The sequence below is a fragment of the Micromonospora sp. C97 genome, assembly GCF_018070385.1.
Taxonomy (GTDB): Bacteria; Actinomycetota; Actinomycetes; order Mycobacteriales; family Micromonosporaceae; genus Micromonospora; species Micromonospora parva.
The window spans coordinates 138,598-163,203 of the sequence record NZ_JAGPXU010000010.1 but is presented as its reverse complement, the minus strand read 5'-3'; the positions used below and the strand labels follow the sequence as shown (position 1 = coordinate 163,203).

Here is a 24,606-nt window from a genome sequence, read left to right as displayed (position 1 = left end):
GTGACGTCGCAGACAGGGCAGGTCCTGCGATGTCGTAGACGATTCAGCTCCAAAGGCGCACCAAGAGGCGTCGGATCCTCCCCGGCCGTGTCGGCAGAGGGGATCACCACTGGTGCGGTCGGCTCACTGACGGGTGTCCATCGATGTCTGCAGCGCGCGGCGGGCCTGCTCGCGGGCGTCGTCGGTGGTGGTCTCGGGCTTGGGCTTGTTCGGCATGGTGGCGCTCCTCTTCCAGGGCGGGAGCCGCCGGCACGCGGCGGCCCTCACGGGCGATCGTGCTGAGCGCCCCACGGCGGTCCGGGGTTACCGGAGCAGCCGGCTGGGCAACGTGAGCCCGGGTCGGTCGACCCTGGAGGGAGGCGGCACAGGGTGTGGCACCACCGCCCGTGACCTGCACCGCCAGGCGGCGCAGGCCTTCTCCCAAGTTATCGTTCAGGTCCACATACTGCTTACGGTTCCCGCCATCTGGACACGCGACAACCCAGCTCAGCGGGCCAGAAAGTGCCAGCCCAGCCACCACCAGAACCCGAACAGACCGATCCGGCCCACCGGCACCGAGCCGACCTCGTACCGCATCACGTACGCGCAGACCTCGCCCAACGTGGGGATGCGGGACCCCTCCCGGCGGGCCATCCACTCCACCACCGCGAAGAGGACCAGCGCGGTGAGGAACCCGCCGATCGCGATCGCCCGCATCATCGCCGCACCAGCCCCCAGAAGGCGGCCAACCAGGCGAACCAGGCTGCCGACCGGGTCAGATGATCTTCCAGGAGAGGGTCGGCCAGCCGGGAGAAGGTGGGGAAGTCATCGCCGGCAGCCATCACGAAGGTCACGCCCTCGAAGACCCCGAAGACCACCACCGGCACCGCCCACCAGACGGCCCCCGCGCCCAGCTGGCGCGGTGCCGGCCGGCGCGGCACCCGGTTGCTCAGACCGAGCCAGATCAGCACCCCACCCGTGCCGAGGGTGAACAGATTCGCCTCGGTGGAGAAGGACGCGAACCGGCCACCGACGAGCGACAGGCAGACGAGAACGGGAACGGAGACGGCGGGCCGGTCCCAGGCGCGGGGGGCCTCCACGGTGAGGTCGTGCGGCTGCTCCATCCCGCAATTCTTCCCGGTCACACGGAGGGCGGGAAGACCGACACTCCCCGGAGCTGACCCTGATCTTCCGGATCCGATCGACGACGGTCGAAGTTCGGCCTCAGCCGATCAGTGCCGCGTCCAGCTGAGCACGGATCGACTCGACCACCTGCTCGACACTGCCCCGACCGGTGAACCCGGCCGCGAACGTGTGCCCACCACCGCCCAGGGCGACCGCGACCCGACTGACGTCCACCGCGCCCTTGCTGCGCATCGACACCGCCCACTCGGCGGGCCGGGTCTGCTTCACCACGCAGCTCACATCCGCCTCGGCGGTGCACCGCACCGAGTCGATCAACGCCTCCAGCACGTACGGCCGCTGGTCGTGCCGGGCCAGGTCGTCCAGCGTGGCGAAGGTCCAGACCAACCCCCGGCCGGCAGCGGCGGCCGGCTCCAGCCGGGCCCGACCGAGCACCTCGCCGAAGAGGCGAACCGCGCCGAAGGGCCGGGTGTCGAAGACCCGGCGGGAGATGTCACCGGGCGAGATGCCGGTCGCCAGCAACCGGGCAGCCATCTGATGCACCGCCGGCGTGGTCGCCTCGAACCGGAACGAGCCGGTGTCAGTGGTCAGCGCCGTGTAGAGGCACTCGGCGATGGCCGGATCGACCACCACCCCGAGCCGGGCCAGCAGCTGCTCGGCCACGACCGACGTGGCCGCCGCACTCGGATCGACCAGGTTGACCGTGCCGAAACCGGGGTTCGAGGCATGGTGGTCGAGCACCAGCGCCGCACCCGCCGTCGACAACCGCCCGGCCAGGTCGCCGAGGCGCGACACGCTCGCCGCGTCGAAGCAGATCACCAGATCGGGCGCCGGGTCGGCGGCGTCCGCCGGGACCAGCAGATCCAGACCGGGCAGCCCACGGAACGGCTCCGGCACCTCCGGCGGCCCGGGGAAGGTCGCCTGGACGTCGCGTACGCCGAACTGCCGCAGGCCCAGACCGAAGCCGAGCATGCTGCCCAGCGCGTCGCCGTCCGGGTTGACGTGGCAGATCAGCAGCGTACGGCCGGTCGGCGGGAGAGCCCGCAGCAACGCCTCGGCCGCGGCCCAGTCCGCCTCGGCGGGGCCGAGCCCGGTAGCCCCGGCGAGCGGGGCGTCGGCGGTGCTGGTCACCGCGTTTCCCCACCCCGCGGGGAATCCTTGACGTCGGTGGCCTCGTCGGCCTCTTCCGTCTCGTCGACCTCGTCCGTGTCGTCGTCCACCCGGTACGGCTGGGCTTCGCCCGCGTACTTCGCCTGGGCGGCGAGCCGCTGCACCTCGGCATCGGCGTTACGGGCGGCGGCGAGCAGGTCGTCGATGTGCTTGACCTGGTCCTGCACGTCGTCGAGGACGAAGGTGAGGGTCGGCGAGTGGCGCAGCCCGAGCGCCTTGCCGACAGTGCTGCGCAGCATCCCCTTGGCGCTCTCCAGCGCTGCGGCGGTGTCCGCCTGGGCCACCGAGTCACCGAGCACGGTGTAGAAGACCGTCGCGTCGCGCAGGTCAGCGGTAATCCGGGCGTCGGTGATGGTGATCATCCCGAGCCGCGGGTCCTTGATCTGGCTCCGCACCACCGACGCGACCAGCTCACGCACCCGTTCCGCGTGCCGGCGTACCTTGGCCGGATCAGACATCTCGCCACCTCCACGGCGTCCTGCTCCCGGTCGACCCGGCGGCCCGGAGGCCGCCGGCCGACCGGCCAACATCTCGAACACTACCTTCGCGGCCGCGCCGGTCGCCCGGCACAGCCGGCACCATGGTCAGTCGTCGTCCGCCCCGTAGAGCCGGCGACGGACCGACAGCAACTCGACCTCGGGGCGCGCGGCCACCAGGCGCTCACAGGAGTCCAGCACCTCACGGACGTGCGTCGTCTCGGCGGCCACCACGGCCACCGCGAGCTGCGCTCGACCATGCAGGTCCAGCGCGCCCACCTCGGCGGCCGACACCTCGAAACGGCGCAGCGCCGCCACGATCGGCCGTACATATGATCTCTTGGCTTTGAGCGACCTGGAGTCGCCTGGCAGCAGCAGGTCGAAGACCGCGGTTCCGGTGAACATCGCCCCGGACGATACCGCCAACCCGCCCCGCATGATCAAGGGGTTTACGCCGGTCGGCGTAAACCCCTTGATCAGCGTGTCACTGCCGGATCAGGCGCGAACCTTCTCCCGCATCTCGAAGGTCTCGATGACGTCGCCGACCTGGACGTTGTTGTAACCACCCAGGGTCAGACCGCACTCGAAGCCCTCGCGGACCTCGGTGGCGTCGTCCTTGAACCGCTTGAGCGAGGTGATCGTGAGGTTGTCCGCCACGACCGTCCCGTCCCGAAGCAGGCGAGCCTTCGCGTTGCGTCGGATGACGCCCGACCGGACGATGCAACCGGAGATGTTGCCGATCTTGGACGAGCGGAAGACATCGCGGATCTCCGCGGTGCCCAGCTCGGCCTCCTCGTACTCCGGCTTGAGCAGGCCCTTGAGCGCTGCCTCGATCTCCTCGATGGCCTGGTAGATGACGGTGTAGTACCGGATCTCCACGCCCTCGCGGTCGGCCATCTCACGGACCTTGTTCGAGGCCCGCACGTTGAAGCCGATGATCGTGACTGGCTCGGACGAGGCGCTCGCGAGCATGACGTTGCTCTCGGTGATCGCGCCGACGCCCCGGTCGAGGACCTTGAGCTGGACCTCCTCGGGGATGTCGAGGTTGAACAGCGCGTCCTCCAGGGCCTCCACCGAACCGGAGACATCGCCCTTGAGGATGAGGTTGAGCGAGGTCTTCTCGCCCTCCTTGAGCTGCTCCATGAGCGTCTCGAGGGTGGCCCGACCACGGGAGTTGGCGAATGCCGCCGCCCGCCGCCGTGCCTGTCGCTGCTCGGCGATCTGCCGCACCGTGCGGTCGTCCGCCGCGGCGAGGAACGTGTCACCCGCACCGGGCGGCGCGGTCAGACCCAGCACCATGACCGGACGCGCCGGCCCAGCCTCGGAGAGCTGGTTGCCGTTCTCGTCGAGCATGGCCCGGACCCGGCCGTGCGCCCCACCGGCGACGATCGAGTCGCCCGCCCGCAGGGTGCCCTTCTGCACCAGCACCGTCGCCACCGCACCGCGGCCCTTGTCCAGGTGCGCCTCGATGGCCACACCCTGCGCCGGCCCGTCGATCGGAGCGGTCAGCTCCAGCGACGCGTCGGCGGTCAGCAGGACGGCCTCGAGCAGCTCCTCGATGCCGATGCCGGGCTTGGCGGCCACGTTGACGAACATGGTCTCGCCGCCGTACTCCTCGGCGACCAGGCCGTACTCGGTCAGCTGCTGGCGGACCTTGTCCGGGTTGGCCTCCGGCTTGTCGACCTTGTTGACCGCGACCACGATCGGCACGTCGGCCGCCTTGGCGTGGTTCAACGCCTCGATGGTCTGCGGCATCACGCCGTCGTCGGCCGCGACGACCAGGATCACGATGTCCGTCACCTGGGCACCACGGGCACGCATGGCGGTGAACGCCTCGTGACCCGGGGTGTCGATGAAGGTCACCGCGCGGTCCACACCATCGTGCGGAACGTGCACCTGGTAGGCACCGATGTGCTGGGTGATGCCACCCGCCTCACCGGCCACGACGTTCGCCTTGCGGATGGCGTCGAGCAGCTTGGTCTTACCGTGGTCGACGTGACCCATGACGGTCACCACCGGCGCACGGCTGACCAGACGCTCCTCGGCCACCTCCGCGTCGAGGTCGATGTTGAACTGCGCGAGCAGCTCGCGGTCCTCGTCCTCCGGGCTGACGATCTGGATGTCGAAGCCCAGGTGCTCACCCAGCAGCTGCAGGGTGTCGTCAGAACAGGACTGGGTCGCGGTGACCATCTCGCCCAGGTTGAACATCTCCTGGACCAGCGAACCCGGGTTGGCGTTGATCTTGTCGGCGAAGTCCGACAGCGAGGCGCCACGGGAGAGCCGGACGACCTGACCCTGACCCCGGGGAGCACCCGAGCTCATGGTCGGAGCCGACAGGTTGTCGAACTCCTGTCTGCGCTGCTTCTTGGACTTGCGACCGCGCGTCGGCCGGCCACCCGGACGCCCGAAGGCACCCGCGGCACCGCCGCCACGGCCACGACCACCGGCACCCGGACGACCGCCGCCGCCAGCCGGAGCACCCGGACGGAAACCGCCACCGGGAGCACCGCCGCCGCCACCGGGACCGCCACGGTAGCCACCGCCACCGCCGGCACCCGCGCCGCCACCAGGGCCGCCGCGGTAACCGCCACCGCCACCGGCGCCACCGCCGGGACCGCCACGGAAGCCGCCGCCACCGCCACCGGGACGGCCTGCGCCGCCGCCGGGACGACCAGCCCCACCGGGACCGGGGCGACCGGCAGCCGGACGCTGGCTCGGCATGGACGCCGGGCTGGGCCGCGGCGGCATGGAGTTCGGGCTCGGCCGCGGCGGCATGCCCGCCGGGCTGTTGGGCCGAGGGCCACCCGCACCGGCGGCCGGGGGCCGCTGCTGCTGGCCACCCTGGATGCCGAACGGGTTGTTACCGGCACCGCGCGCCGGCGGGCGACCGCCCGGCCGGGCACCCGGACCGGGAGCCGGCGCGCTCGGACGAGCTGCCGGCGAACCGGGACGGGGCGGCATCGCCGCGGGACCCGGCCGAGGGCCGGGACGGTTACCGCTGCCACCGTCCGCCGGGGGCTCCCGGCGAACCGGGTTCTCCCGCTGCTGCTGGCGGGCGGCCTGCGCGGCCTTGACCGCGGCCTCCTGCTCAGCCTTCAGCGCGGCGGCACGCGCCTCCGCGGCCGCCACCTCGATGTCGTGGGCACTCGCCGGCTTGGCGACCGGAGTCGCCGACTGCGGCGCACCGGGCACCGGACCCTTGGGCTTCGGACCGGGTGCCGGCGCGGCCGGCCGCCGAGGCGGCATCGGCTTGGCCGAGACCCGGGGCGCGCCCGGGGTCGGGGTTGGCGTCGGGGTCGGGGCTGAAGCCGGCGTCGACGCGGGCGCCGACGGGGCGGCCGGTGCCGGGGCACCGGCGGACGCGACGAATGCGTTACGCAGCCGCCGGGCGACGGGCGCCTCGACGGTGCTGGACGCGGACTTCACGAACTCGCCCATTTCCTTCAACTTGGCGAGAACGGTCTTACTCTCGACCCCGAGCTCTTTTGCAAGCTCGTGTACGCGGGCCTTGCCTGCCACTGCACTCCTCACTCCGAGGTCGTGCGGGCAGCACCCGCAGCGACCTCACTCGTGCACTTGAAGCCTGGTCATTTCAGGGACTTCATCGTGTGCTCATGTCGGTCGTCCTACCCTGCTAGCGACCCTCGCCCGGTCGGGCTGACCGGACGTAGTGGTTGGCGCATCGACGTGCTCTGCCAGCACACCGTGGTCAAGGACCTCGGTGCTGCGCAGCGCACGCCCGAAGGCGCGGCGCCGCACCGCCAGCGCGAAGCAGGCCGGATCCGGGTGCATGTTCGCTCCCCGACCCGGCAGCCTGCGGAGCGGATCAGGCCGGAGGCTGTGACCAGCCTCGTCCCTGACCGCGACGATCCGCAGCAATTCGCTGGCCGGCGCACGTTGCCGGCAACCCACACAGGTGCGCTCCGGCTGCGCGCGTCGTACCACTGGAGGAAGTCTACCCCTAGCTACCCGAGATCGCGCCGCCCGGCTCCCGCACGTGATCAGTTACCCCACGCGCGGCAGGCGGGGACTGCTCCGCATCGGAGCGGATGTCGATCCGCCAACCGGTCAATCGGGCCGCGAGTCGGGCATTCTGCCCCTCCCGACCGATCGCGAGCGAGAGCTGGAAGTCGGGAACTGTCACCCGGGCGGCCCGACCGGCCAGGTCGACCACCTCGACCCGCAACGCCTTGGCCGGCGACAGCGCGTTGCCGACGAAGGTGGCCGGGTCGTCCGACCAGTCGATAATGTCGATCTTTTCGCCGTGCAGCTCACTCATCACGGCCCGCACCCGCTGACCCATCGGGCCGATACAGGCGCCCTTGGCGTTCACGCCAGGGGTGGTGGAGCGGACGGCGATCTTCGTGCGATGGCCCGCCTCACGGGCGATCGCGCCGATCTCCACGGTGCCGTCGGCGATCTCCGGGACCTCCAGGGCGAACAGCTTCTTGACCAGCGCCGGGTGCGACCGGGACAGGGTGATCTGCGGCCCACGCATGCCCTTGGCGACGTGCACCACGACGCAGCGGACCCGCTCGCCGTGCGCGTACCGCTCACCGGGCACCTGCTCGGACTGCGGCAGCACGCCCTCCAGCTTGCCGAGGTCGACGCTGACGATGCCCTTCTCGGTACGCGTCTCGTGCGCCTGCACCACACCGGTCACCAGGTCACCCTCGCGGCCCACGTACTCACCGAAGTGCACCTCGTCGGTGGCCTCCCGCAACCGCTGCAGGATCACCTGCTTGGCGGTCATGGCGGCGATCCGGCCGAAGTCGTGCGGGGTGTCGTCCCACTCGCGTACCAGGCTGCCGTCGGAGTCCATCTCCTGCGCGTACACCAGGGCGGCGCCCGACTTGCGGTCGATCTCCACCCGGGCGTGCGGTTCGGCCCCGTCGGTGTGCCGGTAGGCGGTCAGCAACGCGGTCTCGATCGCCGCGAGAATCGTGTCGAACGGGATCTCCCGCTCGCGCTCGAGTGCGCGCAGCGCCGCGAGGTCGATGTTCACCTCTCCTCGTCCTCCACATCATCTTCGTCGTCGATGTCGTCTGAATCGTCGATCTCGTCGGAATCGTCCGCGTCGTCGATCTCGTCGTCCGGCTCGCCGAGTTCGGCGAGCCGGGTGAACTCGACCTGCACGCGGCCGGGGCCCAGCTGGGCGTACGCCCAGGCGGCACGGCCGCCGTCGGTCTCCAGGTGCACGCCCTCGTCGTCGGCAGCGACCACCCGGCCGGTCAGCTGACGGTCACCGGCGGGCTGTTCGCCACGCTGGCCGGGCAGCGTGGCCGCGCCCCGGACGGTGACCTTGACCAGTCGGCCCACGTTGCGCCGCCAGTGGCGGGGCAGGGTGAGCGGCCGGTCCACACCGGGCGAGCTGACTTCCAGCTGGTACTCGCCGGAGACGATGTCGCCACCGGTCTCCTCGGCGGCGTCCAGCGCGGCCGAGACCGCGCGGGAGACGTCCGCGACGGCGTCCAGGTCGATCCCGCCGTCGGTGTCCACCAGCACCCGCACCACATGTCGGCGGCCGGCCCGGGAGACCGACAGGTCCTCAAGGTCGTAGCCGGCGTCGTTGACCACCGGTTCGATCACGGCCCGCAGTCGGGTCCGCCGCGCGGCGAGGTCACCGCCGCGGGGACCCGCGGTGTCGCGGGGTCGACCCGTCGGCCTGGTGGCACGGCCACGCTGCGTCATCTCCGCACCTCTCCCTGGTCGACGGGGACCGGAAGTCCCGCCATGCCGGCACGCCACCGGAGTGGACACGCCGGTGGTTGCGCAGAGCGTAACGCGCCTGCCCGGCGGCGGACCGGGCGGCGCACCGACGCCGGTGCCCCCTGGACGGGCACGCATGGTGTTGACTTGGCCGGTGGGGATCGGCAGAACGACACAGCGCGACCAAACATCCGGACATTCCCGGCGAAAGCTCCTGAGCGCCGGGGTGCTGCTGGTGCTCGGTGGCACCGTGACGCCGCTGACCGGCTGTGATCTTTTCGACCGTGACGATGAGCCGACGCCACCGCCCGACCCGCTGCGGCCGATGGTGGACGAGTCACTCGCGCTGGCCGCCGCGTACCGGGCGAGCGCGACAGCGCATCCCGAGCTGGCCGACCGGCTCAACCCGATCGCCGAGACGCACACCGCGCACGCCACCGAGCTGGCCCGGGTGATCGGCGTGACGCTGCCGTCGGCGGCCTCCGCCGCCCCGAGCACCGCCCCGGCGGCCGACCCGAACGGCGCGCGGGCTGCCCTGCGGGCGCTGGAGAAGACCGCCCAGCAGTCCGCCACCGCGGCCTGCGCGGCGGCGCCCGCGGAACGGGCCGCACTGCTCGGGTCGATCGTCGCCGCCCGGGCCACCCACCAGGAGGCACTGAAGTGAGGCAGCCGTCCGCCGGGGAGGCGCTCGCCTCCGCACTGTCCGCCGAGTACGCGGCCATCTACGCCTACGGACGGATCGGCGTCCGGCTCAGCGGAGCGGCGCGGGACGCGGCACGCCAGGCGGAGGCGGCGCACCGCCGCCGACGCGACGCGCTGGTGGTGCAGCTCACCACGGCCGGTGGCGTCGTCCCGCCGGACCGCGCCGGTTACGCGCTGCCGTTCCCCGTCACCGACCGGGCCAGCGCCCTGCGGCTCGCCGCCGAGGTGGAGGAGCGCACCGCCGCGCACTGGCGGGCCGCCCTGGCGTCCACCACCGGCGCCGATCGGGACCAGGCACTGGCCGCCCTGGTCGAGTACGCCGTGCGGGCCACCCGGTGGCGGAAGACGGCCGGGCTGACCCCGCTGACTGTCCCGTTTCCCGGACGACCGACCTGAACCGGTCCGCTCCGGTTGCAGTACGCATACCAGGTATGCATACTCCGTTGCCATGTCCATCCGTCACGGGTTGCTCGCCCTGCTCGAACGCGGCCAGATGTACGGCTACCAGCTGCGCGCCGCGTTCGAGGAGTCGACCGGCTCGACCTGGCCGCTGAACATCGGGCAGGTCTACACCACGCTGTCCCGGCTGGAGCGGGACGGTCTGGTACGCCCGCTGCCGGAGAGCGAGGCCGGGCAGCGCCCGTACGAGATCACCGACGCCGGCCGCGCGGACCTGGCGCTGTGGTTCGCCACCCCGATCAGCCGCACCGACCGACCCCGCGACGAGCTGGCGATCAAGCTGGCGTTGGCGCTGACCACGCCCGGGGTCGACGTCCGCTCGGTGGTGCAGGCCCAGCGCAGCGCGACGATGCGGGCCCTGCAGGAGTTGACCCGGTTGAAGTACGGCAGCAACCGGCCGGAGGACCTCCCCTGGCGCCTCGTACTGGACTCGATGGTGTTCCAGGCCGAGGCCGAGGTGCGCTGGCTGGACCACTGCGAGACCAGTCTGGTCCGGCACCAGCCCAGCGGCCCGGCGCCTCCCGCTCCCCCGCCCGGTGACGCCGACGCGCGGGACGCTGCTCGATGGGCTGGCGAGGAGGCACGACGGTGACCGGGGCACGACGGTGAGCGGGGCGGACGACGCGGTGCTGGAGCTACGCGCCGTCCACCGCACCCACGGCACCGGGCCGGCGGCGGTGCACGCGCTGCGCGGCGTCAGCCTTGTCGTTCGGCCCGGCGAGCTGGTCGCCGTGATGGGGCCCTCCGGCTCCGGCAAGTCGACCCTGCTGGCTCTCGCCGGTGGGTTGGACCGCCCGACCGGCGGCGAGGTCCGGGTCGAGGGGCAACCGCTGGGGGCACTGGACCGCCGCGGGCTGGCCCAGCTGCGTCGCCGCCGGATCGGCTACATCTTCCAGCAGCTCAACCTGCTGGGCAGCCTCAGCGCGCTGGAGAACGTGGCGCTCCCGTTGGAACTCGACGGAACCAGCGGGCGTCGGGCCCGCGCACTGGCCATGACTGCGCTCACCGAGGTGGGCCTGCCCGCGTTGGGCGACCGCTTCCCGGACCAACTCTCCGGCGGGCAGCAGCAGCGGGTGGCGATCGCCCGCGCGCTGGTGGGCGAACGCCGGCTGGTCCTCGCCGACGAGCCCACCGGGGCGTTGGACTCGCAGACCGGTGAGGCGGTGCTGCACCTGCTGCGCCGCCGGATCGACGCGGGTGCCGCCGGAGTGCTGGTCACCCACGAGGCGCGGCACGCCGGCTGGGCCGACCGGGTGGTGTTCCTCCGCGACGGCGTCCTCGTCGACACCACGGCGCCGCTGGGCAGCGTCGAGCAGTTGCTGTCCGGCAGCGAACGGTGACCATCCGCCGCCTGCCACGGGCCCCCGGTCGGGCCGACAGCGCGTCACGGCAGCCGGTCGCGCCGCCCGCCCCGGTCGGCCGACGGCGGTTCGCCGAGCTGACCGGCTCCTGGCGGGCGGCGCTGCGGATCGCCCGGCGGGAGTCACGCCGGTCCCGACGGCGGACCGTCCTGGTGCTCGCGATGATCGCCATGCCGGTCGCGGCGCTGGCCTTCCTGGCCGCCAGTTACGACATGGCCGAGCTGACCCCACAGGAACGCGTCGACCGCCGCCTCGGCGTGGCCGACGCGCAGCTGCAGTGGATCGCCAACGCCCCGGTGGGGCAGGACGAGTGGGGTGAGGGCTGGTACACCCGCGACGGCGAGCTCCCCGCCAAGGTGACCGCGGCCCAGCTGACCGAGCTGCTCGGGCCGGGCAGCCGGGTCACCGAGGTTCGTCAGCGCGTTCCGCTGACACTGCGCGGCCCGCACCGCGACGAGGTCGTGAACGGTCGGGTGCTGGACCTCGCCGATCCGCTAGCCCGTGGGCTGGTGCGGTTCCGGGCCGGCCGGGCGCCGCAGCAGGCCGGTGAGGTCGCTGTCAGTCCGGTGGCGCTGCGCCGGCTGGACCTGCGCCTCGGCCGCGCCGTGGCCGCCGCCGACGGGAGCAGGGCGTACACAGTGGTGGGGGTGGTCGAGTTCCCCGACGACCTCGGGCCGGTGGTGGCGCTGCATCCGGGGGCCGTGCCGTCGACCGGTCCGGAGCCGGACGGTGTCTGGTTGGCGGACGTGCCGGGCACCGTCGACGCGGCGCTGGTGTCCCGGCTCAACGACCGTGGGGTGGTGGTCACCGCGCGACACTGGATTGCCCCGACGACCGGAGCGGACCGGACCTGGTTCGGGTCGATCGTGGGAAGCGACCCCAACGACCTGAGCACCGGCATCCTGATCGCCGGCCTCGGGCTGCTGGAGGTCGTCCTGCTGGTCGGGCCCGCCTTCGCCGTCGGCGTCCGTCGCCGCCGGCGGGATCTGGCGCTGGTCGCGGTGGCGGGTGGGGACGCCGCCCAACTCCGCCGGGTCGTCCTGGCCGACGGTGTGGTGCTGGGCGTGCTGGGGGCCGCTGCCGGCCTGCTGGTCGGCGTCGGCGCGGCGTTCGCCGGTCGCCCGCTGATGGAGCAGTACGTCTTCAGCGCCCGTTTCGGTGGCTACCGCTGCTGGCCGAGCGCGCTGGTCCTGCTCGGTGGTGTCGCGGTGCTGGCCGGGGTGCTCGCCGCGCTGGCGCCGGCCTGGACCGCCGCCCGGCAGGACGTCAGCGCCGGGCTCGCCGGGCGACGCACCCCGGCGAAATCCCAGGGCCGGTGGTTGGTTCTCGGACTGACGCTGGTGGTCGGCGGGGCGGGGCTGGCGGCGTTCGGGGCCACCCAGACGTCCCCGGCGGTGGTTCTCACCGGGCTGATTCTCGGCGAGTTGGGCCTGGTCTGCTGCACGCCCACGCTGCTCGGGGCGCTCGCCGGCCTGGGCCGGGTGTTGCCGCTGGCACCACGGATCGCGCTGCGCGACGCCAGCCGCAACCGGGCCGCCGCGGCACCTGCCATCTGCGCCGTGATGGCCGCCGTCGCCAGCAGCGTCGCCCTCGGCGGATACCTCGCCAGCGACGTCGCCCGCGACGCGCGCGCCTACCGGCCGGCGCTGCCGACCGGCCACGTGATGGTCAACCCGATCGGATCGGCCGGGCAGCCCACGCTGGCCCAGATCACCGACGCGGCCCGCACCCAGTTCGGCGTCGGCGCGGTCGCCCAGGTGCAGACACCGACCTGCGGGGCAGGGCCCACCGGCTACTGCGATGTCACACCAGTGCTTCCGCTCACCCGGGCCTGCCCCTGGCAGCCCGGCGTCCAACTCCCCGCGGCGCAGCGCCAGCAGGCCCGCGCCGACCCCCGCTGCCAGATCCGCGAGGCGGACTACTTCGGCGGCTACGTGGAAACCGGAGTCGACGACGGGACCGCGCTCCCCCTGCTCACCGGCGTGGACCCGGCGACGACCGCCGCCGCCACGGCCGTCCTGCGCGCCGGTGGCGTGGTGGTGACCGACCCGCGCTACCTGCACGACGGACTGGTGACCGTCCGGGTCGGCGACGTGGGGGGCGAGCCAAACCGTCCGATCACGGTCCGCGACCTTCCGGGGTACGCGCTGCCCCGGGCGACCGGCCAGCCCCGTCTGCTGCTCTCCGCCGCCGCCGCCCGGCAACTCGACCTGACCTGGTCTCCGACCGGCTGGGTGATCGGCACCACGACCCCGCCCGACGAGGAGCAACAGGCACGGTTCACCGCCGCCATACGGCCCTTCGGGACGTTCTCGCTGATGGTGGAGTACGGCGGCGCGCCACGCGACGTCTCACCGTTGCTTCTCCTGCTCGCGGCCGCGGCCGGGTTGATCACCGTGGGGGCGGCGGGGATCGCCACCGCGCTCGCCGCCGCCGAGGGGCGCGCCGAGCTGACCACCCTCGCGGCCGTCGGCGCGGCCCCGGCGGTACGCCGGCTGCTGGCGATCTGCCAGGCCGGGGTCATCGCCGGTCTCGGGTCGGTGCTCGGCATCGTGGCCGGCCTCGGCACCGCCGCTATCGTGCTGGTCTCGGTGAACCGGCAGTACGCCACCGACTGGCCGGTGTCCGACCCGTACCCCTTCCTGGTGCCGTGGCCCGCGCTCGGGATCCTGGTGCTGGTGCCGGTGGTGGCGATGCTCGGGGCGGGCCTGTTCACCAGGGCCCGACTGCCGATCGAGCGGCGGCTGGACTGACTGATCCGCCGGCGATCGAAAGGGGACCGCTCAGGGGTGCCGTCGGGGCCGGGCAGCCGGCAGACTGATCGGCGTGTCAGTGCTGGGAAGAGTCACCCGTCGGCTCGGTCATCATCGTTGGTTCGGCGCGGCCGCACGGCTGTTGGTTCCCGCCGATCGGGTGGTCGGTCGCCTCACCCGGGGCCGGGTGGTAGCGCTCGGCCTGATCCCGTCCCTGGTGATCACCACGACCGGCCGCCGCTCCGGCAAGCCGCGCAGCAATCCGCTCGTCTACGTGCCCGACGGCGACGCGTACGTCGTGATCGGCTCCAACTGGGGGCAGACGCACCACCCCGGTTGGGCGATGAACCTGCTCGCCGATCCCGCCGCCGAGGTGGACGTGAAGGGCCGGCGGGTCGCGGTGCGGGCCGAGCGGGCGACCGGCGCCGAACGGGACCGGTTGTGGCAGCTGCTGGTCACCGAGTGGCCCGCGTACCGGACGTACGTGCAGCGGGCCGGCGACCGGGAGATCCACATCTTCCGGCTGGCCCCGACCGGGCGCGGCGCGCCCGACGGTCCGCCGTCGGCTGGCTAGGCTGACGTTCGGTAGCGAAAGGCGGACCCGTGAGTGAACAGGCCAGTGTCGACCGGGGCCTCGACGACCGACGGTGGACGGTCGCGGAGCGGGTCGCCGAGGCCGTCCAGCGGCGGTTCCCGGCCGACGTGCTCGCGATCGCGGTGCACGGGCCACTGGCGCACGGTGACGACGACGGCGGTGGGGACCGCGAGGCGGGCATGCTGGTGGTCACCTACCGACCTGGGACCGGCCCGCCACCGGCGACCCGGCGGGTGGACGGGGTGCTCGTCGACCTGACCGTGGCTGCCGCCGACGACTACCTGGCCCAGGCCCGGGTGCTCACCCCGCTGTGGCCGCTGACCGCCGACCGGTACGTCACCACGCAGGCGTTGCACGATCCGACGGGTTGGTTGCGGACGCTGCGCGACGAACATCTGGGCCGGCTGGCCCGGGCCCGTCCGGCGGAGTTCAGCTCCGCGGCCCGGCAGGCGTGGTACCGGGGCAGCGCGGCGCACTCCCGGGCGGCCCGGCTCGCCGAGTGGTACGAGACCGATCAGGCTCTGCTGATGCTCGGTGAGGCCCGGTTGGCGGCGGCCACGGTGACCGGCCTGCTGAGTCGCACCTACTTCCGTGATCCGGGTGACGCGGTACGCCGCACCGGTCTGGCCGGCGCGGACATGACCGAGGTGGGTGTGGTGCTGGCCCGGCAGGCCGAGGAGCTGGCCGCCCGGGGCCGCGCCGTCGACGGCACCATCGACGAGCTGCTCAGCACCTGACGCGCGTCACAGCCCGCCCGACACACCGATCAGCGCGCCGATCAGATAGGTGGCGCCGGCCGCTGCGGCACCCAGCAGCAGCTGGCGCAGCCCACTGGTCCACCACGGACGGTTGGTGAAGCGGGCCACCACGGCACCGGCGACGAACAACCCCAGCCCGCCGACCGCGAGGGTCAGCCAGAGTTCGGTGGCGCCGAGCAGGTACGGCAACAGCGGAACCAGCGCGCCGATCGAGAAGAACAGGAACGACGAGATCGCCGCGGCCCACGGGCTGGGCTGGTCGTCGGGGTCGACGCCCAACTCCTCGCGGACGTGCACCCGCAGCGCCTCCTCCGGGTCGCGCCGCACCGCCTCGGCGACCTGGGTCGCGAGGTCCCGGGGCAGACCCCGGGCCACCCACGCGTCGGCCAGCTCCCGGGCCTCCGCCTCGGGGTGCCGTTCCAACTCCCGGCGCTCCTTCGCCACCTCGGCGGCGACCTGCTCGTTGGCGGAGCGCACGCTGGTGTACTCGCCGAGCCCCATCGAGATCGCGCCGGCCACCAGGCCGGCGGTGCCGGTGAGCACGATGCTGCGGGGCGACACCCCGCCGCCGCCGACGCCGGCGATCAGGGCGATGTTGGTGACCAGGCCGTCCATCGCGCCGAAGACGGCCGGGCGCAACCAGCCGCCGGAGACGTCCGCGTGGTGCGCCTCACGCAGCGCCGCCGGGGTGTCGGTCACGGCGCCTGCCCTTCGATCGCGACTGCGGGACTCTGCTGCGCTGCGTTCCTCGCGCTCACCGCGCTGGCCCTGTTCGCGACTGCGGGACTCCGCTGCGCTGCGTTCCTCGCGCTCACGGAAGCGTCAGGATCTCGTGGCCGTCGTCGGTCACCACGATGGTGTGCTCGAACTGTGCCGTCCACTTCCGGTCCTTGGTGACCACGGTCCACCCGTCGTCCCACATGTCGTACTGGTAGGTGCCCAGGGTGATCATCGGCTCGATGGTGAACGTCATGCCCGGCTCCATGATGTCCGTGGGACGCGGGCTGTCGTAGTGCGGCACATAGAGGCCGCTGTGGAATGCCTCGCCGATGCCGTGGCCGGTGAAGTCGCGGACCACGCCGTAGCCGAACCGCTTGGCGTACGACTCGATGACCCGGCCCACGACGTTGATCTGGCGGCCCGGGGCGACCGCGCGGATGCCTCGCATCATCGCCTCGTGGGTCCGCTCGACCAGCAGCCGGGCCTCTTCGCTGACCTCTCCGACGCAGAAGGTGGCGTCGGTGTCACCGTGCACCCCACCGATGTACGCGGTCACGTCGACGTTGATGATGTCGCCGTCCTGCAGGACCGTGGAGTCCGGAATGCCGTGGCAGATGACCTCGTTCAGGCTGGTGCAGCAGGACTTCGGGAAGCCCTTGTAGCCCAACGTCGACGGGTACGCGCCGTGGTCGCAGAGGAACTCGTGCACCACCTTGTCGATCTCGTCGGTGGTCACACCGGGCTTGCAGTGCTCGCCGGCGAGCTGGGTGGCCTGGGCGGCGAGCCGGCTGGCGACCCGCATCTTCTCGATGGTCTCCGGCGTCTGCACGTGCGAGCCACGCCACTGTTGCGGGCGCGTCTTGCCCACGTACTCCGGTCGGGCGATCTGGGACGGCACCGGTCGCATCGGGGAGAGCGTGCCTGGTGTCAGCGGCGGGCGGACGGTCATGTCGCAAGCCTATCGCCGGGACCGCCGGTGAGCCGCGCCACGGCCGCCCGGTGGGGGTTGTTGCCCTGTCTGGACGGCTGTGTCAAGGTGTCTGCGTGGATCAAGGGGAAGCACCGCCTGTCTTCTCCGCCAGCGCCGAACTCGACGATGGCCACCTCTACGTGGTGGTAGCCGGTGAGGTCGACATGGCGACCGCGGACACGATGCTCCAGACAGCCCTGCGCGAGCCCGCCGGGAAGATCACTCTCGACCTGAGCGCTGTCACCTTCTTCGACTCGGCCGCCATCCACGCCCTGGTCCGGCTCGCCCAGCAGGTTCCGGGCGCGCTCACCGTTCGTCCGTCCCGGCAGGTCCGTCGCGTGCTGGAGATCTCCGGCCTCGGCGAGCAGAGCTGGCTCGACCCGGCCTAGGGTCGGCGTCACAGTCTCCCGCCGGCCCACTGTGCCCGGCCGCCGCCGGGCGCGCGGTCAGTCCTGCAGCTGCCGGCGCAGCGTCACCTCGGTGCCCTCATCGGTACGCTGCACCGACAGGTCGCCGAGCGCTCTGATCAGGGCAAGGCCGCGGCCCCGGAAGCCGGAGCCGGTCGACTCCCGCCACTGCCCGCTGTCGCGCACCGTGGCCGTCACCGTCCGACCCTCGATGGCCACCTCCACACTGATCATGGCCTCGGCGGGGTGGATCGGGTGCTCGATGGCGTTGGCGGCGGCCTCGGACACGGCGACGGTCAGGTCGAACAGGTCGGTCTCGCCGACGGAGTGCGCGACCAGGAAGTCCTCCAACCGCTTGCGCAGCACGCTGAGCCGGGTCGGGTCCGCCGGCAGCCGCAGTGCGAAACGGTTCAGCTCCGCCGCCTCCAGGGCGAGGACGGCGACGTCGTCGCGGCGCGGCCGCCCGGTGACCCGCTCGACCACCGCGTCGATCAGGTCCACCACGTGCTCACTCGGGGCGGCCGCGTCGACGCGGAGCTGGGCCAGTGAGGCGTCGATGCCGATCTGACGGTCCTCGATCAGCCCGTCGGTGTAGAGCAGCAGCCGACTGCCGGCCGGCAACTCGGCCTCGACCGACTCGTACGTGGCACCGGGAAGGGCGCCGACCGGTGGACCGAGCGCCCGGTCGTGCAGGAACGCCACATCGCCTCCGGTAATCAGCAGTGGGGACGGATGACCGGCGCTCGCGTACCGCAGTCGACCGGTGCGGGGGTTGAACATCAGACAGACCACCGTCGCGAAGGATCGGCCCTCGGTGGAGCCGACCAGCCGGTTGAGCCGGGTCAGCGACTCACCCGGATCGAAGCCCTCCAGCACGTACGCCCGCAGCGCGTTACGCAGCTGGCCCATCGCCGCGGCGGCCGGAACGCCCTTACCGACCACGTCCCCGATGACCAGCACCAGTTCGTCGCCGTTCAACGCGACAGCGTCGTACCAGTCGCCGCCGACCTCGACGTCGGCGCTGCCGGGCAGGTAGCGGCTGGCCACGACCGCGCCGGGCAGTTGGGGCAGCGATCGGGGCAGCAGGCTGTGCTGCAGGGTGGTGGCGATCCGGTGTTCGGCTTCGTAGAGCTGGGCGTTCTCCAGTCGCACCCCGACGAGCCGGGCCAGCTGGGTCAGCGCCGCGTCGTCGGCCTGCGCCTCATCGCCGTCCGCCCGCCAGACCTGCAGCTCACCGAGCTTCCTTCCGGCGGTGCCGGTCAGCTCGGCCACGAAGGACGGGTCGGCGGCGGTGATGCCGCCGCCGTCCGCCTCGAAACGGGCCTCGGCCGCGGTGACCACCACCCGGGCGGCCTCGGCGAGGCTCAACGCGTGCCGGGCGGCGACCTGGAGCACGTCGGCGGTGGATCGGGCGGTGTTCACCGCCACCGCCGCGTCGGCCAACGCCCGGAGCCGGCGGATGATCTGCCCGCGCAGCTGGCCCAGTTCCACGTTGGCCCGCACCCGGGCGATCAGCTCCTGGGCGGAGAACGGCTTGGTGAGGTAGTCGTCGGCGCCGACGGCGAGGCCGGCGACGGCCTCCGCGGAGCCGGCTCGGGCGGAGAGCAGCACGATCGGCACATACCGGGTACGCGGGTCCGCGCGCAGCGCGCTCACCAGCCCGAACCCGTCCAGCCGAGGCATCATCACGTCGGTGAGCACCAGGTCGAACCCGCCCTCGCGGGCCATCGGCAGGGCGTCGAGCCCGTCGTTGGCGGTGACCACCTCCCAGGTCGGGGAGAGCAGCCGGCTGACGTGCTCCTGAAGGTCGGCGTTGTCGTCGACGACCAGGATCCGGCCGGCCGGCAGGGCCGTCGCCGGCTGACGGTCGACCTCGGGTGCCGGCGCGACACCGGCCCACAGCGCGGTCTCCGCCACGAAGAGTCGGGCCTGCTCGGGCTCACCGACGGGCAGCGGGTCGAACGCCACCACCCGCTCCGCCGGCAGGTGCGCCGAGCCGAACGGAACGGTCACCGTGAAGGTGCTGCCCACGTCGACCTGACTGGTCAGTCCGACCTCACCGCCGTGCATCTCGACCAGCTCCCGGACCAGCGCGAGGCCGATGCCGGTGCCCTCGTGGGTGCGTGCCCGCACCCCCGGCACCCGGTGGAACCGTTCGAAGACGTGCGGCAGCTCCTCCGGCACGATGCCGATGCCGGTGTCCGTCACCTCCAGCCGGGCCGCGCCCTGCACGGCCCGGATCCGCACCCGGATCTCGCCGTCGAAGGTGAACTTGACAGCGTTCGACACCAGGTTGAGGACGATCTTCTCCCACATGTCCCGGTCGACGAAGACCGCAGTGGGCAGCGGCGGACAGTCCACCACCAGTCGCAACCCGGCCCGGTCGGTGGCCGAGCGGAAGGTGCTGGCCAGCCTGGCGGTGTAACCGGCGAGATCGGTGGGCTGGTAGCGGGCGGCGAGCCGACCCGACTCCAGCCGGGAGAAGTCCAGCACGGTGTTGACCAGCTTGAGCAGGCGCAGCGCGTTGCGGTGCATCATGGTGAGCCGGTCGGTCTCGGCAGCGGGCAGCTCCGGGTCGGCCAGCATGTCCTCCAGCGGGCCGAGCACCAGGGTCAGTGGGGTGCGGAACTCATGGCTGACGTTGGCGAAGAAGTTGGTCTTCGCCCGGTCCAACGCGGCCAGCTCGGCTGCCCGGGCCCGCTCCTCCTCGTACGCCCGCTGGGTGCCGAGCGCCTTGGAGATCTGGGCGGCGACCAGGCCGAAGAAGTTGCGGTAGTCGTCGCTGAGCGGCAGCTGGCGGGCCACACCGACGATCAGCGCGCCGACCGTCTGGTTGGTCGCCGTGAGCGGCAGCACGAGGGCTTGGTCGGCGGCGTCGACCGGCGACGCGTCGAGCAGACCGGCCACCTCGACAGTGGCGGGCGAACCATCGGCGATCAACCGGGTCAGCACCTGGGTGACATCAGCGGCGGGCGGGGTGGTGCCGGTGCTGCCGGCCAGGATGACCTGGTCGCTCTCGTCAACCAGATAGATCAGGGCGAACGGCACGTCGGCCCGGTACCGGCCGAGCACCCCGGCGGCGGTCCGGCCCAGCTCCACGGCGCTGCCGATGTCGCTCAGCTCGGCACCCAGCTCGGAGAGCGCCCGCAGCCGGCGCTCACCGAGCACCCGCCCGGTGGTCTCGCTGACGATGCAGTAGACGCCGCTGACCGAACCGTCGTCACCCCGGATCGGGTCGTACGAGACGTTGAAGTACGTCTGCTCGACGAAGCCGTGCCGGTCCAGCAGAAAGGGATGGTCCTCGCCCCGGTAGGAGCGCCCGGTGCGCCGTACCCCGTCGAGCAGCGGACCGAGCACCGCCCACGTCTCCGACCAGTACGCGCGGGCCGGCTGGCCGATCACGTCCGGATGCTTGGCGCCGATGGTCGGCCGGTACGCGTCGTTGTAGAAGGCCAACTGCTCGTCGCCCCAGAACATCACGATCGGGGAACTGGAGGCGAGCATCATCCCGACCGCGGTGGTGAGCGCCGGGGGCCACTGACCGGGGTCACCCAGCGGGCCGGAGGACCAGTCGAAGCGGGCCAACCGGTCGCCCATCTCGCCACCGGCCGAGAAGGCGGCAGCCAGCATCGGGGAGATCTCGTGACCGGACACGCCGGGATGCCCGATGTCCGCGCCCCCCTGGGCCGAGCTCATGCAGCCTCCCGCTCCGGCCGTACCCCTCAGCCGTTGATCTTCACCCCGCCGTGCTCCGACTTGTACCCAAGCGAACCGGCAACGTAACGCATCACGGGCGCGCGACGCTGGTTAGCTACGCCTGAACCGTCGGGCACCGGACAGTACGGACGACCACGGCGTCGAACGGCGGTGATCCCAGTGCGCTGACGGGTCAGAAGACGGGCAGGCCGTCGATGCTCGCCGCGTTCTTGGTGGCCCGGTAGACGACCAGGTCGTCGGTGCTGCGGCGGGAGTGTGAGGTGAGCAACAGATCACGTTCGGCCCGGAAGTCCATCAGTGGCACCGCGTACCCGCAGGAGTCACTGACCCGCTCCACCTCGACACTGATGACAGCCCGGACGGCGTGCACGTCCGGCGGTGCCGGAAACTCGGCGAGCCGATCGGCGAACCCGTCCTCGGTCACCGCGACGCTGCTGCCCCGACCGTGCAACCGGACGATCTTCGGCGGGCCGTCGAAGGCACAGAACATCAGCGTGATCCGGCCGTTGTCCCGCAGGTGGGCGATGGTCTCCGCGCCGCTGCCGTGATAGTCGAGGTAGGCCACCCGGTGCGGGCCGAGGATCACGAACGTGCCCCGCATGCCCTTCGGCGACACGTTGACGTGCCCCTCGGCACCGGACGGCGCGGTGGCCACGAAGAAGAGCGGCTGGGCCGCGATGAACTCACGCAGACGACCGTCGATCTCCGGGTAGACCTTGCCCATCCGTCGATCCTCCCATCCGCGCCATCGGCCGGCGGGGGCGATCTCAGTCACACCCGCTGGTCAGCCGCCCGCACCAACGCCGTGATCGGACGGGGATCCCGCTCGTTCTCCGGATGCCACTGCACCCCGAGCACGAACGGCCGGGCCGGATCCTCCACCGCCTCGACCACCCCGTCCCCCGCCCACCCGGTCACCGTGAGCCGGCCCGGATCGGCCACTGCCTGGTGGTGGTACGAGTTGACCTGGTCGACCCCCGCCAGCACCGACGCGGCCAGGCTCCCCGGCGCGAACCGCACCGGGTGCGCCCCGTACACGCCGGGCGCCGGACGGTGCGCCTCGTGACCCACCACGTCGGGCAGGTGCTGGTGCAGGGCGCCACCATACGCGACCGCGAGCAACTGCATCCCCCGGCACACGCCCAGCACCGGCAGCCCGGCGGCGAGCGCGGCGGCCAACACCGTCAGCTCGCCGGCGTCCCGGTCCGGCCGGTCCTCGGTACGCGGGTCGGTCGGCTGGCCGTACCGCCCCGGGCCGACGTCCGCGCCACCGGCCAGCAACAACCCGTCCAGGACACCCACCACGTCCGCGTCCACGTCGTCGGGCGGCAGCACCACCGCCCGGCCACCAGCGGCCGTCACCGCCCGGGTGTACGCCTCCGGCACCAGCACCGCCCGCACACCCCGCCAGACAGCCCAGTCGGCCGGCTCGACGTACGCGCTGACCCCGATCAGCGGCCTCCGCTGAGTTGGCACCGTTCGCGACTGCGGGGCTCGCACACCCGCGCTCCTCACAGGGGGGTCACGTAGGCGCCGGTGATGCCACCGTCGACCACGAACTGCGCGGCGGTCATGAACGAGGCGTCGTCACTGGCCAGGAACGCCACCGCGGCGGCGATCTCCTCCGGTTGCCCGAAGCGGCCCATCGGCACGTGCACCAGCCGGCGGGCGGCCCGTTCCGGGTCGGCGGCGAAGAGCTCCAGCAGCAACGGGGTGGCGACCGGGCCGGGGCAGAGCGCGTTCACCCGGATGCCCTCCCGGGCGAACTGGACCCCCAGCTCCCGGGTCATCGCCAGCACCCCGCCCTTGCTGGCGGTGTACGCGATCTGCGACGTCGCCGCGCCCATCAACGCCACGAACGACGCGGTGTTGATGATCGAGCCCTTGCCCTGCCGCCGCATGTGCGGAATGGCGTACTTGCAGCACAGGTAGACGCTCGTGGTGTTGACCCGCAGCACCCGCTCCCAGGCGTCCAGGCCGGTGTCCAGGATGGAGTCGTCGTCCGGCGGTGAGATGCCGGCGTTGTTGAACGCGATGTCCACCCGGCCGTGCCGGTCGGCCACCCCGTCGAACAGGTCGCGTACCGCCGACTCGTCGGCCACGTCGGTGGCCACGAACTCGCCGCCGCACTCCTGCGCGGCCTTCGCGCCGGCGTCCGTATCGATGTCCACGCAGACCACCCGGGCCCCCTCGGCGGCGAACCGTCGCACGGTGGCCAACCCGATGCCGCTGCCCGCTCCGGTGACCACTGCCACCTGGTCCTGCAACCGACCCTGCACTGGCCTCACTCCTCTGTCGCGATGAAGACGTTCTTGACGTCGGTGAAGGAGTGCAGCGCGTCCGGGCCCAGCTCACGGCCGAGCCCGGACCGCTTCATCCCGCCGAACGGGGTCCAGTAGCGCACCGAGGAGTGCGAATTGACGCTGAGGTTGCCCGAGTCGACGGCACGGGCCAGGCGCAGGGCCCGACCGACGTCCCGGGTCCAGATCGAGCCGGAGAGGCCGTACTCGGTGTCGTTGGCGAGCCGGATCGCGTCCGCCTCGTCGTCGAACGGCAGCACCGAGACCACCGGGCCGAAGATCTCCTCCCGCCAGTGCCGGTCGGCTGGCGAGTCGGCCAGCAGCACCGTGGGCGCGTGCCAGAAACCGCCGCCGTCGGGGCAGGAGCCGGTGAAGGCGACTGTCGCACCGGTGAGGTAACCGGCGACCCGGTCCCGCTGGGCGGCGGAGATCAGCGGGCCCATCTCGGCGGTGTCGCGGGACGGGTCCTCGACGCGTACCGCGCGTACCGCTGGTTCGAGCAGTTCCAGGAACCGGTCGTACACCGGACGTTGGACCAGGATCCGCGACCGTGCGCAGCAGTCCTGGCCGGCGTTGTCGAAGACCGCGCCCGGCGCGGTGGCGGCGGCGCGTTCCAGGTCGGCGTCGGCGAACACGATGTTCGCGCTCTTGCCGCCCAACTCCAGGGTGAGTCGCTTCACCTGGGCGGCGCAGCCGGCCATGATCCGGGTGCCGACCTCGGTGGAGCCGGTGAAGCAGATCTTGCGGACCGCCGGGTGGCTGACGAACCGTTCCCCCACCACGTCACCGGCTCCCGGGATCACTGTGAAGACGTCGTCGGGCAGGCCCGCCTCACGGGCCAGCTCGGCCAGGCGCAGCGCGGTGAGCGGGGTCAACTCGGCGGGTTTGAGCACCACTGTGTTGCCGGCGGCGAGCGCCGGGGCGAACCCCCAGGCGGCGATCGGCATGGGGAAGTTCCAGGGCACGATCACGCCGACCACACCGAGTGGCTCGTGGAAGGTGACGTCCAGCCCACCGGGCACGGGGATCTGCCGGCCGGTCAGCCGCTCCGGGGCTCCGGCGTAGTAGTCGAGCACGTCACGGACGTTGCCGGCCTCCCAGCGGGCGTTGCCGATGGTGTGCCCGGAGTTGCGCACCTCCAGCCCGGCCAGCTCGTCCACGTGCGCGTCCACAACGGCGGCGAACCGCCGCAGCAACCGCGCCCGGTCCCCCGGCCCGACGCCCCGCCACGCCTCGAACGCGGCCGCCGCCCGCGAGATCGCGGCGTCGACGTCCCCCACCAAGGCCCCAGGAACCTCCCGAAACCCCTGCCCCGAGGCCGGGTCAACAACAACTGTCACGCCCCACCCACCCCTCCCCTACGCGATCTTGCAGTTTCTGCCCGGGC

Annotated in this window: 24 protein-coding genes; 8 read left to right on the top strand and 16 right to left on the bottom strand. The window is 72.4% G+C overall.

Features of this window, described 5'->3' with window-relative positions; all coding sequences use genetic code 11:
• Positions 1-486: 486 nt before the first annotated feature.
• From KBX26_RS16370 to rimP, 9 genes are all read right to left on the bottom strand, one after another.
• Complete coding sequence (locus KBX26_RS16370) at positions 487-696, bottom strand: DUF6186 family protein (RefSeq protein ID WP_030337599.1); 210 nt, start codon at positions 694-696, stop codon at positions 487-489.
• The gene (locus tag KBX26_RS16365; protein ID WP_030337600.1) at positions 696-1,103 is read right to left on the bottom strand and encodes a hypothetical protein; all 408 of its coding nucleotides are present in this window, start codon (positions 1,101-1,103) and stop codon (positions 696-698) included. Before KBX26_RS16365 ends, KBX26_RS16370 begins: the two co-directional genes overlap by 1 nt.
• 100 nt (positions 1,104-1,203) lie before the next feature.
• Entirely contained in the window at positions 1,204-2,253 is a 1,050-nt protein-coding gene (locus KBX26_RS16360) for a bifunctional oligoribonuclease/PAP phosphatase NrnA (RefSeq protein WP_030337601.1), read from the bottom strand.
• Complete coding sequence (rbfA, locus tag KBX26_RS16355; protein ID WP_210865792.1) at positions 2,250-2,750, bottom strand: 30S ribosome-binding factor RbfA; 501 nt, start codon at positions 2,748-2,750, stop codon at positions 2,250-2,252. Before rbfA ends, KBX26_RS16360 begins: the two co-directional genes overlap by 4 nt.
• A gap of 126 nt (positions 2,751-2,876) precedes the next feature.
• Complete coding sequence (locus KBX26_RS16350; protein WP_030337604.1) at positions 2,877-3,173, bottom strand: DUF503 domain-containing protein; 297 nt, start codon at positions 3,171-3,173, stop codon at positions 2,877-2,879.
• 90 nt (positions 3,174-3,263) lie between these two features.
• Complete coding sequence (gene infB, locus KBX26_RS16345; protein ID WP_030337605.1) at positions 3,264-6,287, bottom strand: translation initiation factor IF-2; 3,024 nt, start codon at positions 6,285-6,287, stop codon at positions 3,264-3,266.
• 93 nt (positions 6,288-6,380) lie between these two features.
• Positions 6,381-6,713, bottom strand: coding sequence for a YlxR family protein (locus KBX26_RS16340; protein ID WP_081884157.1), 333 nt, complete (start codon positions 6,711-6,713; stop codon positions 6,381-6,383).
• A gap of 16 nt (positions 6,714-6,729) precedes the next feature.
• Positions 6,730-7,773 carry a transcription termination factor NusA gene (gene nusA / locus KBX26_RS16335; RefSeq protein ID WP_030337606.1) on the bottom strand — a complete coding sequence of 348 codons (1,044 nt, stop codon included), beginning with the start codon at positions 7,771-7,773 and terminating at the stop codon, positions 6,730-6,732.
• On the bottom strand, positions 7,770-8,459 hold the full coding sequence (rimP, locus tag KBX26_RS16330) for a ribosome maturation factor RimP (protein ID WP_210865791.1): 690 nt from the start codon (positions 8,457-8,459) through the stop codon (positions 7,770-7,772). Before rimP ends, nusA begins: the two co-directional genes overlap by 4 nt.
• Positions 8,460-8,613: 154 nt before the next feature.
• Here rimP and KBX26_RS16325 point away from each other — a divergent pair, with 154 nt between their 5' ends.
• The 7 genes from KBX26_RS16325 to KBX26_RS16295 all read left to right on the top strand — a co-directional run bounded on the left by KBX26_RS16325 (position 8,614) and on the right by KBX26_RS16295 (position 15,084).
• Complete coding sequence (locus tag KBX26_RS16325) at positions 8,614-9,141, top strand: hypothetical protein (RefSeq protein ID WP_247680684.1); 528 nt, start codon at positions 8,614-8,616, stop codon at positions 9,139-9,141.
• Positions 9,138-9,575 carry a ferritin-like domain-containing protein gene (locus KBX26_RS16320; RefSeq protein ID WP_030337610.1) on the top strand — a complete coding sequence of 146 codons (438 nt, stop codon included), beginning with the start codon at positions 9,138-9,140 and terminating at the stop codon, positions 9,573-9,575. The genes KBX26_RS16325 and KBX26_RS16320 overlap by 4 nt, the downstream gene beginning before the upstream one ends.
• Before the next feature lie 52 nt (positions 9,576-9,627).
• Positions 9,628-10,230, top strand: a complete 603-nt coding sequence (locus tag KBX26_RS16315; protein WP_030337611.1) for a PadR family transcriptional regulator — start codon at positions 9,628-9,630, stop codon at positions 10,228-10,230.
• Positions 10,231-10,243: 13 nt separating this feature from the next.
• Complete coding sequence (locus KBX26_RS16310; protein ID WP_030337612.1) at positions 10,244-10,978, top strand: ABC transporter ATP-binding protein; 735 nt, start codon at positions 10,244-10,246, stop codon at positions 10,976-10,978.
• Positions 10,975-13,752 (top strand): ABC transporter permease, encoded by a 2,778-nt coding sequence (locus tag KBX26_RS16305; RefSeq protein ID WP_210865789.1) that lies wholly within the window; start codon positions 10,975-10,977, stop codon positions 13,750-13,752. The genes KBX26_RS16310 and KBX26_RS16305 overlap by 4 nt, the downstream gene beginning before the upstream one ends.
• Positions 13,753-13,825: 73 nt before the next feature.
• Positions 13,826-14,326, top strand: a complete 501-nt coding sequence (locus KBX26_RS16300; RefSeq protein WP_036412576.1) for a nitroreductase/quinone reductase family protein — start codon at positions 13,826-13,828, stop codon at positions 14,324-14,326.
• A gap of 29 nt (positions 14,327-14,355) precedes the next feature.
• A complete protein-coding gene (locus KBX26_RS16295; RefSeq protein WP_030337616.1) occupies positions 14,356-15,084 on the top strand; it encodes a hypothetical protein in 729 nt (242 codons plus the stop codon).
• Positions 15,085-15,090: 6 nt separating this feature from the next.
• Here the strand turns inward: KBX26_RS16295 and KBX26_RS16290 are convergent, their stop codons facing one another.
• Together KBX26_RS16290 and map are read right to left on the bottom strand one after the other, a co-directional pair.
• A complete protein-coding gene (locus KBX26_RS16290) occupies positions 15,091-15,804 on the bottom strand; it encodes a VIT1/CCC1 transporter family protein (RefSeq protein WP_030337617.1) in 714 nt (237 codons plus the stop codon).
• 112 nt (positions 15,805-15,916) lie between these two features.
• A complete protein-coding gene (map, locus tag KBX26_RS16285; RefSeq protein WP_030337618.1) occupies positions 15,917-16,774 on the bottom strand; it encodes a type I methionyl aminopeptidase in 858 nt (285 codons plus the stop codon).
• Between the two features lie 95 nt (positions 16,775-16,869).
• On the opposite strand from map, the gene KBX26_RS16280 reads away from it, so the two are divergent.
• Positions 16,870-17,184: an STAS domain-containing protein gene (locus tag KBX26_RS16280; protein ID WP_030337619.1), complete on the top strand. Its 315-nt coding sequence runs from the start codon at positions 16,870-16,872 to the stop codon at positions 17,182-17,184.
• A 57-nt stretch (positions 17,185-17,241) separates the two neighbouring features.
• Here KBX26_RS16280 and KBX26_RS16275 read toward each other — a convergent pair whose 3' ends face one another.
• The 5 genes from KBX26_RS16275 to KBX26_RS16255 form a co-directional block, all read right to left on the bottom strand.
• The gene (locus KBX26_RS16275) at positions 17,242-20,898 is read right to left on the bottom strand and encodes a SpoIIE family protein phosphatase (protein ID WP_210865788.1); all 3,657 of its coding nucleotides are present in this window, start codon (positions 20,896-20,898) and stop codon (positions 17,242-17,244) included.
• 193 nt (positions 20,899-21,091) lie between these two features.
• Complete coding sequence (locus KBX26_RS16270; RefSeq protein ID WP_030337621.1) at positions 21,092-21,643, bottom strand: pyridoxamine 5'-phosphate oxidase family protein; 552 nt, start codon at positions 21,641-21,643, stop codon at positions 21,092-21,094.
• Positions 21,644-21,690: 47 nt separating this feature from the next.
• A complete protein-coding gene (locus tag KBX26_RS16265) occupies positions 21,691-22,395 on the bottom strand; it encodes a gamma-glutamyl-gamma-aminobutyrate hydrolase family protein (protein WP_307857824.1) in 705 nt (234 codons plus the stop codon).
• Between the two features lie 35 nt (positions 22,396-22,430).
• Complete coding sequence (locus KBX26_RS16260; RefSeq protein ID WP_210865786.1) at positions 22,431-23,198, bottom strand: 3-oxoacyl-ACP reductase; 768 nt, start codon at positions 23,196-23,198, stop codon at positions 22,431-22,433.
• Positions 23,199-23,203: 5 nt separating this feature from the next.
• Positions 23,204-24,559, bottom strand: a complete 1,356-nt coding sequence (locus KBX26_RS16255) for an aldehyde dehydrogenase (RefSeq protein ID WP_210865785.1) — start codon at positions 24,557-24,559, stop codon at positions 23,204-23,206.
• Positions 24,560-24,606: the final 47 nt, after the last annotated feature.

Bases quoted from the DNA above. Each gene is read 5' to 3' on its own strand.
- KBX26_RS16370 (WP_030337599.1), bottom strand. From the start codon at position 696: ATGCGGGCGATCGCGATCGGCGGGTTCCTCACCGCGCTGGTCCTCTTC.
- KBX26_RS16365 (WP_030337600.1), bottom strand. From the start codon at position 1,103: ATGGAGCAGCCGCACGACCTCACCGTGGAGGCCCCCCGCGCCTGGGAC.
- rbfA (WP_210865792.1), bottom strand. From the start codon at position 2,750: ATGTCTGATCCGGCCAAGGTACGCCGGCACGCGGAACGGGTGCGTGAG.
- KBX26_RS16350 (WP_030337604.1), bottom strand. From the start codon at position 3,173: ATGTTCACCGGAACCGCGGTCTTCGACCTGCTGCTGCCAGGCGACTCC.
- rimP (WP_210865791.1), bottom strand. From the start codon at position 8,459: ATGACGCAGCGTGGCCGTGCCACCAGGCCGACGGGTCGACCCCGCGAC.
- KBX26_RS16325 (WP_247680684.1), top strand. From the start codon at position 8,614: ATGGTGTTGACTTGGCCGGTGGGGATCGGCAGAACGACACAGCGCGAC.
- KBX26_RS16315 (WP_030337611.1), top strand. From the start codon at position 9,628: ATGTCCATCCGTCACGGGTTGCTCGCCCTGCTCGAACGCGGCCAGATG.
- map (WP_030337618.1), bottom strand. From the start codon at position 16,774: ATGACCGTCCGCCCGCCGCTGACACCAGGCACGCTCTCCCCGATGCGA.
- KBX26_RS16275 (WP_210865788.1), bottom strand. From the start codon at position 20,898: ATGAGCTCGGCCCAGGGGGGCGCGGACATCGGGCATCCCGGCGTGTCC.
- KBX26_RS16270 (WP_030337621.1), bottom strand. From the start codon at position 21,643: ATGGGCAAGGTCTACCCGGAGATCGACGGTCGTCTGCGTGAGTTCATC.